The organism is Paraburkholderia lycopersici, assembly GCF_900096975.1.
Taxonomy (GTDB): Bacteria; Pseudomonadota; Gammaproteobacteria; order Burkholderiales; family Burkholderiaceae; genus Paraburkholderia; species Paraburkholderia lycopersici.
Map to the genome: position 1 here is coordinate 26,491 of NZ_FMYQ01000045.1, position 10,792 is coordinate 37,282.

Annotated in this window: 7 protein-coding genes and 2 pseudogenes; 6 read left to right on the forward strand and 3 right to left on the reverse strand. The window is 60.3% G+C overall.

Annotated elements, in window-relative coordinates; all coding sequences use genetic code 11:
* Positions 1–57 precede the first annotated feature (57 nt).
* Positions 58–462, reverse strand: coding sequence for a helix-turn-helix domain-containing protein (locus tag BLU17_RS30595; protein ID WP_028209627.1), 405 nt, complete (start codon positions 460–462; stop codon positions 58–60).
* A 934-nt stretch (positions 463–1,396) separates the two neighbouring features.
* Between BLU17_RS30595 and BLU17_RS30600 the strand changes: the two are divergent.
* A pseudogene (locus BLU17_RS30600) lies at positions 1,397–1,800 on the forward strand (transposase); the annotation flags it as partial.
* Between the two features lie 431 nt (positions 1,801–2,231).
* On the opposite strand, the gene BLU17_RS30605 reads toward BLU17_RS30600, so the two are convergent.
* Positions 2,232–4,022, reverse strand: coding sequence for a sigma-54-dependent Fis family transcriptional regulator (locus BLU17_RS30605; RefSeq protein ID WP_092006010.1), 1,791 nt, complete (start codon positions 4,020–4,022; stop codon positions 2,232–2,234).
* A gap of 56 nt (positions 4,023–4,078) precedes the next feature.
* A pseudogene (locus BLU17_RS32820) lies at positions 4,079–4,345 on the reverse strand (hypothetical protein); the annotation flags it as partial.
* Between the two features lie 367 nt (positions 4,346–4,712).
* On the opposite strand from BLU17_RS32820, the gene BLU17_RS30610 reads away from it, so the two are divergent.
* The 5 genes from BLU17_RS30610 to bphD all read left to right on the forward strand — a co-directional run bounded on the left by BLU17_RS30610 (position 4,713) and on the right by bphD (position 10,710).
* A complete protein-coding gene (locus tag BLU17_RS30610; protein WP_092006013.1) occupies positions 4,713–5,603 on the forward strand; it encodes a VOC family protein in 891 nt (296 codons plus the stop codon).
* A 167-nt stretch (positions 5,604–5,770) separates the two neighbouring features.
* Positions 5,771–6,982 carry an acyl-CoA dehydrogenase family protein gene (locus BLU17_RS30615; RefSeq protein ID WP_176929242.1) on the forward strand — a complete coding sequence of 404 codons (1,212 nt, stop codon included), beginning with the start codon at positions 5,771–5,773 and terminating at the stop codon, positions 6,980–6,982.
* 303 nt (positions 6,983–7,285) lie between these two features.
* Positions 7,286–7,837, forward strand: coding sequence for a flavin reductase family protein (locus BLU17_RS30620; RefSeq protein WP_092006016.1), 552 nt, complete (start codon positions 7,286–7,288; stop codon positions 7,835–7,837).
* A 61-nt stretch (positions 7,838–7,898) separates the two neighbouring features.
* The gene (locus BLU17_RS34750) at positions 7,899–9,461 is read left to right on the forward strand and encodes a methyl-accepting chemotaxis protein (RefSeq protein WP_092006024.1); all 1,563 of its coding nucleotides are present in this window, start codon (positions 7,899–7,901) and stop codon (positions 9,459–9,461) included.
* A 391-nt stretch (positions 9,462–9,852) separates the two neighbouring features.
* Complete coding sequence (gene bphD, locus BLU17_RS30630) at positions 9,853–10,710, forward strand: 2-hydroxy-6-oxo-6-phenylhexa-2,4-dienoate hydrolase (protein WP_092006019.1); 858 nt, start codon at positions 9,853–9,855, stop codon at positions 10,708–10,710.
* Positions 10,711–10,792 lie beyond the last annotated feature (82 nt).

Here is a 10,792-nt window from a genome sequence, read left to right on the forward strand (position 1 = left end):
GCGAGCGGGGCGCGCTCGCTTTCCGCAGGCAGGCGTGCGGCGCTCCCGGCACGCCGGTCAGCGCGCAGATTTCGACAGACGATGGCCGAGACCGAGGTTCGAGACGATCTGCCAGGTGTAGACGCGCGAATAATGGACGCCGAACTGGCGGCCGATCAGTTCGCGCACGCGGCTGTTGGTCCATGCGTCGCTGGGAAAGCCGTGATCGCGCGCGGAGCCGTGCAGGGCGCTCGCGATCCAGCCTAGCGCGGCCTGATCGAGCACCGAGGGGCGGCCGCCCACGCTCATCTGCTGGAGCGCGGCGAGGCCGCCGTCTTCGACGATCGATTTGTAGCGCCTCACCGTCTGGGCGGAAAGGTGCAGTGAGTCGGCGACGGAATTCACCGTCGCGCCTTCCATCAACATCTGGCCGGCGGCCATTCTTCTCGCGACGCTCGGCAGGTTTTCGGTTCGGGTAAGCATGTGTTCACTCGTCGACGAAAGATTCCGGTCATGCGGCAATGCGGATGTGCCGCTCCTGTAACCCTCTTCCTGCATGCGGGTCTTGTCGCTTGCCATGGACTTGCGCCGGGTGCGGTGACGCGGGAGCCATGACGGACGGCGAAATCGACGCCCGGTGAAGGGCGCTTGTTGCGAAACGCCTCGGTGTTCCGCAGCGGATATTAATAATTGTTTTTGTAGGGAATGTGTATAGTCAGCGGAAAAATAGTCTGCTTGACTTGTGGAAAATCCTGAACTAATGGGAAAAAACAACCGACCCGGATTGCTCAACAATGGGCGCCGTTATTTCAACTTGATGTTGCAATGCGATCGGGCGGTGTCGCCAGCTAATAGCCGACTCTTTTGCTCGATTACTGGAAGCCGCGCTGCGCGCAGGTTTCGTATGAGCAATTCCGCGCACAGTATGGCTCAATGCGGATTAAATATCGATGGTCGTGCTTTTAAGCGCGATTAGCGATCCGGGCTCCGCGCCTATGCGAATCGGCCGCCATTCTTTGCCGCTTGCTATTGACAGCCCGATGACGGCCAGGGACGGCAATTTCAGGGAGAGATTTGATTTTTTGTGCGGAACGGTTTTGGCGAATATTCAAACTCGAATGCGGATTGGATTTGAATGCGAACGCGTCCATGTCCACTCTCGGCGCCGCGCTGCCAAAACCGCCTGCATGAACGGCGCCCGAGGCGCGCCGGCTGCGCTGTAATTCGCCGGCGTCGTTGTGTAACAAAATCACGGCATTACAGGGACTTCCTCATCCTTTGAACGAGGAGGCGACGGACCGGGAAAACCCGTGCGGCACACAATTGGATAGGTGATCGCCATGCCGGCCTGCGGAAACTGTCGGGAACGATCTCCCGATAGCGCGCAAAAAGGGACGATCCGGTGGCATCCCAGCGGATGTATCGGGTATCGGATGAAGAGTGGTACTTCGCCGCTCGGTCCCCGACCTTGATGAGCAAGAACGCGTCCCGGCGCCGCGATGAGTTGCGCGAGATGTTCAACGCCTTGCGCTGGATTCAGGCAGGCTGCTTCGAGGCGATGGTCAATGAATGATCTGCGTTCGATCGTCCGGGTCGCGCAGGAGCGTCGTGGTCAACCCAGCGCGGTTATTCTCGACGGACGCCCCCTGCAGTCGATCTGCAAGAGTGAGCCTCGAGCCGGTTACGACGGCTAAAAAACGCAAACGCAGCGGCAAGGTCCACATCGCTGTTGATGCGTTGGGGCAGTTGCTTGCCGAGCACGTGACGCCTGCCAACGAACAGGGGCGCACGCAGGTCGGGGAACTGGTACGTCAGGTGCGATTGCCCGAAATCTTGGCTGGTTTGCATTTCGTCGTGTTCTTCGTGCTTATGCTCATTCATTTTGCAACCCTTAACAAAAGTGCATAACCTCGTCTGGAGTCGCTTGCTCTGCGAGAGCAGATCGTACTTCTGTCTCCGTGGAGCGCTCGGGAGATCCAGTAAGTTGCCAATACACTGAGCACCAGGCTGCGGAAAAACGCTCGGCTGGAAGGCGCCTGCTAATACCTTGGACGAATACCTAAAATCTGTTCAACAATCTGGTGTTGCGACGACCGGTTGAATCTGCCCGTTACCGGCAAAACACGATCGCGTTGCCTCGCTCGTGCAGACCGGTGAATATCTCCGGGCGCGAAGCCGTCAGAGGTTGAAATTCGCCTGCACGGCGCATTCCGTACGCGTCCTGTCTGCAACCCGGCAACCCGGTTTGCTGATCAGTGCAACGACATATCGCTGTCTTCCATTTTCTTGATGCGATAGGCAAGCTGCGCGCGTGTCACACCGAGCAGGGCCGCCGCCTTCGTGAAATTGCCCTGCGCTGCCTTGAACGCGGCCTTCACCAGTGTGTTCTCGATTGCATCGAGAGACATGTTCGAACGCGCAACGATGCCTTCGGCCCAGGCCTTCAAGGCTTCGGCCTCCTGTCCTGCTTCCGGCGAGCGGGACTCGGGATAAAGATTCGCGTTCTCCGTCAACAGGCCCAATTCGTTCAGCGCCATTGGGCCGTGCGCGCCTATCTCGCTGTCGATGGTAACGAGCTGGTGATAACCGAGCGGCTGGTCGTTTTCTCCGAGAATAACGCCACGCTCGATCACGTTCTCGAATTCGCGCACGTTGCCGGGCCATCGATAATTGAGCAGGATCTGCCAGGCCTGCGCCGTCACGCCCGTCACTCGCCGTCCGTAACGCTCGCTATATTTACGCAGCAAATGTTCGAGCAGCAGCGGAATATCGTCGCGCCGCTCGCGCAACGGTGGAATCTGGATCGGGAACACGTTCAGGCGGTAAAACAGGTCTTCGCGAAAACGTCCTTCACTCACCGCTTTCCAGAGGTTTTCATTTGTGGCGGCGAGGATGCGCACGTCCACCTTACGCGTTACCGTACTGCCGAGCGTTTCGAATTCGCCGGTCTGGATCACGCGCAGTAGCTTGCCCTGCGCCGTCATCGGCAGGCTGCTGATCTCATCGAGGAAGAGCGTACCGCCATCGGCGACCTGGAAGCGCCCGGACCGCGCTTCGCCCGCGCCGGTGTAAGCGCCCCGCTCGACGCCGAAGAGTTCGGCTTCCATCAACTGCTCCGGAATCGCCGCGCAGTTTACTTCGAGGAAGGGTTTGTCGGCGCGCGCACTGAGGACGCGGATCTCCTTCGCGAAAGCACTCTTGCCGACGCCGCTCTCGCCGAGTAGCAGCACGGTGGCCGTGGTCGGCGCAACACGCTGGATCTTGTGCATGACCGTGTTGAACGCAACAGACGCTCCGATTACGCTCGAATTTTCGATAAAGCGCGACGCCCCTTCCTTGCGTGGTGAAATTTCGATGGTGCGCGAACGCTCGCTTGCTTCGGGTGGCACCAGATGGAACGGCCTTGGCTCGAAATACACGAGATCGAGTTCTGCGTCGGGCCAGTCGTCCGCGGGACGAGCGATGCAACGGCACATGTCGGCGCCCGTCGCACGACACTCCACTTCGCGCACGAGAATGCGCCGTCCCACGCATGTGCTCAGGAAGCCGGAGGCGTAGCCCACTTCCATCCAGCACGCGGCCGAACCGTCAATGCCGAAGGACTCTATGTGAACCTGGTCGTCGTAGCTGTTCTTCCAGAAAAATTCGATATCGCAGATGCCTTTTTCGATATCGACCTTTTGGGACACGATGATCGGAGGACTAACAATGCCCTGCAAGGCATGAAAGTAGCCGCCGCTGATCATGAGGCGTTCGACGGGCGTGCCGGGCGGCCGGATTTTCATCGCGAGTTCCGCGTCGCGGCAGCCGGCCGAGTAGCCGAAGCGCGTGAGCAGGCCGCGGGTCGCTTCCATGCCTAAACAGAGGACGAGTTCCTGTCGCAAGGCGCGCAGGGATTCGACATGAAAGAGGACCATGCGACGGTCCTCCAGCCAGATCAAGCCTTCCGCTGGATTGAAATGCAGGTGTTTGAGGACGTCATTGGCTTCCAGACCTGGCTCCACGGCCGTCCCGGCCGGTTTCTTGCTGCGCGCTTTGCTCAATTGGTTGTCTCCTGCCGCTTCCGCTTGTCTCTCGGCATGCCGAGGTGGGATGGTCGCTATTTTTTGCGCCTGAGTATACAGGCTGGAGGCAGGCTGGAGGCGCTTATGTTGTTCGTCAAGCGTTCACGGCTGGTTTGGGTTGGTACATGGTGCCGTCGCATGGCGAACAAGACGTCGCCGCGCCGCCTTGCCAGCGCAATGAGTGCCGGATCTTGCGCGCGTAATAGGCCCTGTGAGACCGGGTCTCGCACGGAGGCGAAGGCGGAGAGAAACAACGTGCGCTCGAGCCGCTTGTTGCCGCGGCGGCGTGGGCGTTCGCCGCGGTTGCCAATGCGAATCGTCGAGAGCCTGTCGCGCGCAAGGAAAATGCGTGCGTTCTTTACGCTGCGGCGTTGATGGCGAAAATTCGCAGGCCGGGCAAGGCTAAAAGCACGGCATCTTAATAAATTCATCAATCGAGCCGATCCCTCGTCAGCAATTGCGAAAGCGCGCGACACGTCCGCCGTGCAGAAAAAGCGAAGCAATATCAAGCACATCTCCGATTGTTCGGCACGCAAATCGTTGCGTCCGCATCGCATTGGCATACAGCTTGCAATTAGGTGGGGCCAACTCAGAGAAGCGGCAGATTTTCTTACCTAAAAAAACGCACCTGCCGACGCATGCGCGGCAGGGCGAACAAGGAGGCAACACATGTCCGATATTTCGACATTGGGTTACGTTGTGCTTAACGTTAGCGATCTGGATCAGTGGGAGTCGTTCGCCACTGACATTCTGGGTCTGCAGGTCGGCCAGCGCACCGATAATTCGATCAGTCTGCGCATGGACGAACGCGAGCAGAACATCTTGCTGGAGCGCGGCACTGCCGACGATCTGGCCGCGCTCGGCTGGGAATTCGATACCTTCGAAGCATTGCGGGAATACGTGGACGAATTGCGCGCGAAAGACGTTAACGTGATCGAGTGCGACGGTCAGGTCACGCAATCGCGCAAGGCCGAGCGCGTGTTCTATTGCATCGACCCGGAGGGTTTGCGCCACGAATTCTTTACCGGGCCGAAGATCGCGCCACTGTCGAAGCCGTTCCGTTCCAAAGTACTGGTATCGGGTTTCGAAACGGGGCGTTTGGGCGTCGGCCATACGTTCTGTATAGCGCAGGATTATCCGGGCGCAGTGAAGTTCGCCACCGAAAAACTGGGGCTGAGGCTTTCCGACTATATCCGCGACTCGGAAACCTTCCCGGGTGTGACGGTGGATGCCACGTTCCTGCACTCGGCCACGGGCCGCCACCATTCCATCGGACTGGCGTACATGCCTTTCCCGAAGAAGATGCACCACCTCATGGTGCAGGTGAAGTCGCTCGATGACGTGGGCCTCGCCTTCGATCGCGTGCGCAAGGCGGGCGTGCCGGTGGTGATGGAGATCGGCCATCACCCGAACGACGGCATGGTGTCGTTCTACTGTGCCGCTCCCTCCGGCTTTGCCATCGAATTCGGCTGGGGAGGCCTCGTCATCGACGACTCCACCTGGAACGTCCGGACCTATAGCCAGCTCGACGACTGGGGACACCAGCAGCCCGGCAAGTGACCGGATTCACGCGGTTCCCGAGGCGGAGGCTGGTTGTCCGGTGAACGCCGATGCCGCGCAATGCCGCAATACGAGGCCCCCGAAAAGTCCAACGACGTCATGCACAAGTGCCTGGCAACGGGCCAGTGCTGATCGACGCAATTAACCAACGCATCAAGGAGGCCAACATGGCTGCTGTTATCGAAAACGAAATCGCCGTGCCGGGCATGGAAGCGCTGGTGCAGCGCGCGAAAGACATGATTCCCTGGCTGCGCGAGCAGGCCGAGAGTGTGGAGCAGACCCGTTCCGTGCCGAAGTCCACCGTCGAAGCCTTCCGCAAGGCGGGCTTTTTCAAGATCCTGCAGCCGAAGCGCTGGGGCGGCTACGCGATGAGCCCGGAAGTGCTCTATCGCGTCGTGACCGAACTGAGTCGCGGTTGCCCGTCGAGCGGCTGGACGGTCGCGATCCTCGCGATCCATCAGTGGGAGTTCGGCAAGCTCAATCCGAAGGCTGGCGACGAAGTCTGGGCGAACGATCAGGACATTCTCGTCAGTTCGTCCTACGCGCCGACCGGCAAGGCGCGCCGCGTCGAAGGTGGCTGGATGTTGTCGGGCCGCTGGCCAACGTCGAGCGGTTCCGAGCACGCGGATTGGGGCGCATTCCTCGGTGCGCGCATATATAGCGACAAGGGCGAACTCGTCGACATGAATTCGTTCCTCGTCAAGCACGAGGATTACGAACTGGTCGACGACTGGCACGTGATTGGCCTGTGTGGCACCGGCAGCAAGAGCCTCGTCATCAAGAACGAAGCGTTCGTGCCGGATCATCGCACGCACAGCTTCACGCGGTATGAACTGAACGACAGTGAGTGGACGTATCAGATGCCGTTCAATCAGGTCTTCAACGGCGTCATCGCGGCGGCCATCATCGGCATCGCGCAAGGCGTAGTCGATCTGTTCATCGAGCACACGAAACCGAAGCAGAACCAGTTCGCGATGGGGCCGGGCCCGGTCAAGAGCCCGTTCGTGCAGGAAAAGCTCGGCAACGCCGTCGTGCTGATCCGTTCGGCGCGCGCGCGCCTGCTGCAGGACACCCAGGAAGTGTCGGCTTTCGCGCAGCGCCGCGAACTGGTGCCGCTGGAATTGCGCGTGCAGCACTTGCTCGACGTGCAATTTACCGCGAAGGATTGTTTCGCTGCCGGTCAGATGGTTTTCAAGAAGAGCGGCGCGCGCGGCATCTTCCTCAACGTGCCGCTGCTGCGCCAGTTCCGGTCGTTGGTGGCGGCCTCGAACCACATCACGCAGAACGAAGACGACATCTCGGCGCTCGTCGGCGCCTACTTGCTGGGCGAGCCGATTCCGCCGGGCATCTTCGAACCGCCGGTGCTCGCCGGGGCATAACGCGAGACATAGCTGCGAAGCAGGGAGTGCCTTCTTCCGGCGCCGCACGGAAGAAGTTGCACGGAGAGCTCGACCGTGGCGACGTGGCACTTCCCGGCCAGCAAGTTCCTGGCCGACTTGGGCATTCTGCTGGCCCTCGTGTTCGGCGAAACATGCCGGGCGCGTTGATCCCGCTGCCGGCGCTGTCCTGCTTCCTGTCCCGAACAGGAAAGAGTAGGAGGCAGGGGGCGGGCAGCACGAGCGGTGCGTCGGGCGATGTTGTATCGATGCCGCAACAGGCATGGCAATTAGAGGAGAGTTCTCATGAACGAGAACGCAAACGAGCGTCTTGACTGGACGCCTGCCCCGGAGCTGCGGGCGCTGCCCACGGTAAGTGCGCAGGAACATCGCGGCGGCATGCGCAACCTCGCGGCCGCAGTAACGGTCATCACCTCGCGTTATGCGGGACAGCGGGCCGGCCTCACGGCGACCGCAGTCGTTTCCGTCACGGCCGAGCCGCCGCGCCTCGCCGTGTTCGTCAACAAGAACGTGGTCGCCGCCGATGTCATCCTCAAGAGCGGCGCGCTGTGCGTGAACGTGCTGGCGAGCCAGCAGGACGACGTGGCAAAAGCCTTCGCCGGCATGGTCGATGGCGTGCATGGCGAGGACCGCTTTGGCTATGGCCGGTGGAACGCGATGGTCACTGCATCGCCGGCCCTGGAGGGCGCGCTTGTCAATTTCGACTGTCGCGTCGTCAAGGTCTACGACGAAAGTACGCACTACGTTTTCCTGTGTGAGGTGCTGGCAACGGCGGGGGGCGCTGGGGAAGACGCACTGGTTTACCTGAATGGCGCTTTCAGGCAGATAGCGCATTGACGCGCGGTCGCGTGGCCGGCGTAGCGGGCAGCGAATAACAAGCTTGGAGATGGTTGTAAACATGCGGAACAATCAGTCCATTACACAACGCGAGTACGACTTTCCTGGCGATGCGACGTTGATGTCGACCACCGACACGGAGCGCAAGGTCACGTATGCCAATGCCGCGTTTATGCAGGTCAGTGGCTTCGGTCCGGAAGAAGTCCAGGGGCAGCCGCACGACGTGATGCATCACCCCGATATGCCTGCCGATGCAATTGCCGATATGTGGACGACGCTCGAGGGCGGTGAGCCGTGGACGGCGTTGATAAAGAATCGTCGCAAGAACGGCGATCACTATTGGGTGCGTGCCAATGCAACGCCGGTGGTGCGCAATGGCAAGACGACTGGCTATATGTCGGTGCGAACAAAGCCGTCGCGCGAGGAAATCGAGGGTGCCGATACGTTGTACAGAAAGTTTCGCGAGGGCAAGCAGGGCGACAAGCGATTCCATAAAGGGTTGACCGTTCGCACGGGACTGTCCGGCTGGACCTCGCTTCGGCAAACCCTGTCCGTGCGCTGGCGTATCCGATCGATCATTGTGTTGATGTTCGGAATGCTTGTTACCGTCGGGTTGATCGCGGTACCCCACCTTCAATCAACGGAGGATCAGACTCATTTCGCGGGCTTTTGTGGCGTGATGCTGGCGCTGTCCTTGCTGATTTCAGCACTACTGGAGAAGCAGATTTCGGCTCCCCTCGAGTTGGCGCTCGACCAGGCTCTGAAAGTTGCCTCTGGCGAGAGAGCTGGTGTTGTGCATATGGACCGTGTCGATGAAATCGGCATGATGCTGCGCAGTATCAGCCAGCTAGGATTGATGTTTCGCTGGCTGATCGACGACGTTAGTGCACAGGTTGTCAACGTGCAGGACGTGATCAACGAGATCGCGCACGGCAACATGGATCTGAGCGCCCGTACAGAACAGGCCGCATCCAGCGTGCAGCAGACTGCGTCGTCCATGTCGCAGATGACGGCGACCGTGAAAGCCAATGCCGAAACGGCGCAACAGGCAAGCAGACTTTCGTCTGATGCGAGTTCGGCTGCCAGTCAAGGTGGCCAGGCCATGGGAGAGGTGGTGTCCACCATGCACGAGATCACCGAGCGTTCCCACAAGATCGCGGACATCATCAGCGTGATCGACGGAATCGCATTCCAGACGAACATTCTTGCGCTGAACGCAGCGGTAGAAGCGGCGCGTGCGGGCGAGCAAGGTCGCGGGTTCGCAGTCGTGGCGGGCGAGGTGCGTGCTCTGGCGCAGCGCAGTGCAAATGCGGCCAGGGAAATCAAGGAACTGATTGGCGCGAGCGTCGATTGCGTCGAAATCGGTTCGCGCCTGGTCGACGACGCGGGCAAGGCGATGGATCAGATCGTTGAACAGGTCCAGCAGGTGTCGAACCTGATCGTGGAAATCAGTTCGGCGACCGAGGAGCAAAGTAGTGGCGTTTCGCGGGTCGATCAGGCGATCGGTAGCCTCGACGGGATCACGCAGCAGAACGCGGCACTGGTCGAGCAAAGCGCCGCGGCATCCGCAAGCCTCAAGCAGCAGGTGGCGCGTCTCGTGGAAGCGGTCAGCGTGTTTCGTTGACGGGTAAGCGATCGTGGCGCGCAAATTCCCGGGCGGGCCGCGGCAGACGTCGCGATCCCGCTCAACTGCTACATGGAAATATGGAAATCGACGCAATCCGGACGACGGCGGTCTGGCCTGAGATCGCTGCAAGCAGGCTGGCGTGCCGATCTCGATGGAGCTTGGCCACCAACCGAACGACCGCATGTTTTCGTTTTACATGATTGCCCCTGTTTCGCGATCGAATTCCGCCGCAGCAGTATCGCGGTCGACGCCATACGGGAAATCGAGTGCCGTACCGAATCCGGCAACGCGGCCCACATGCGGAATCCGCTGCCGGGTACGCCCCGGGGCCTGAGTTGCCACGGATTCGGTAAGTAAAACCAGGCAGTTCATCATTGGAGAATATGTCATGACGATTAACGAAGCGAATACCAGCAAGTTCATCACGATCGACGAGCCGGGTCTCGCGAACTTCCGCGTTCACGTGAACGATGCCGGTCAGGGTCCGGCCGTAATCATGCTGCACGGCGGCGGCCCCGGCGCCAGCGGTTGGAGCAATTACTACCGCAACATCGACGCGCTGGTGAATGCCGGCTTTCGCGTACTGCTTATCGATAGCCCGGGCTTCAACAAGTCCGGCGAGATCGTCAGCGACGTGCCGCGCAACGTGCTGAATGCGCGCGCAACCAAGGGCGTGATGGACGCGCTCGATATCGACAAGGCGCATCTGGTCGGCAATTCGATGGGCGGCGCATCGGCGCTGGCCTTCGCGCTCGAATACCCGGACCGTATGCTGCGCATGGTGCTGATGGGCCCGGGCGCGCAAGGCCCGAGCATCCTCCAGCCGCAGCCGGGCGAGGGCATCAAGCATATGTTCAAGTTGTACTCGCAGCCGACCTATGCGAATTTCGAAGCGATGCTCGACGTATTTGTCTACAACCCTGCGGCCATTACCGACGAACTGCGTAAGGGCCGTTGGAACAACATCGAGTCGAACCTCAATCACCTGAAGAACTTCGTCGAAAGCGCGAAGCGCTGCCCCGTCACGAGCTGGGACCTGTCGGCGCGTTTCCCGCAGATCGCTCACAAGACCCTGATCACCTGGGGCCGCGACGATCGCTTCGTGCCGCTCGACCACGGTCTGCGCATGATAAGCACGCTGCAGGACGCGCGTCTGCATGTGTTCCCGAAGTGCGGTCACTGGGCGCAATGGGAACACGCCGAGGAGTTCAATCGCCTCGTCGTCGACTTCCTTAGAGCGTGTTAGGCACTTCCGGCCAGACCTGGTATCCTGGCTGGATGGCAAAACGCAAACCCTACCCGACGGATGTGTCGGACGAAGAATGGAA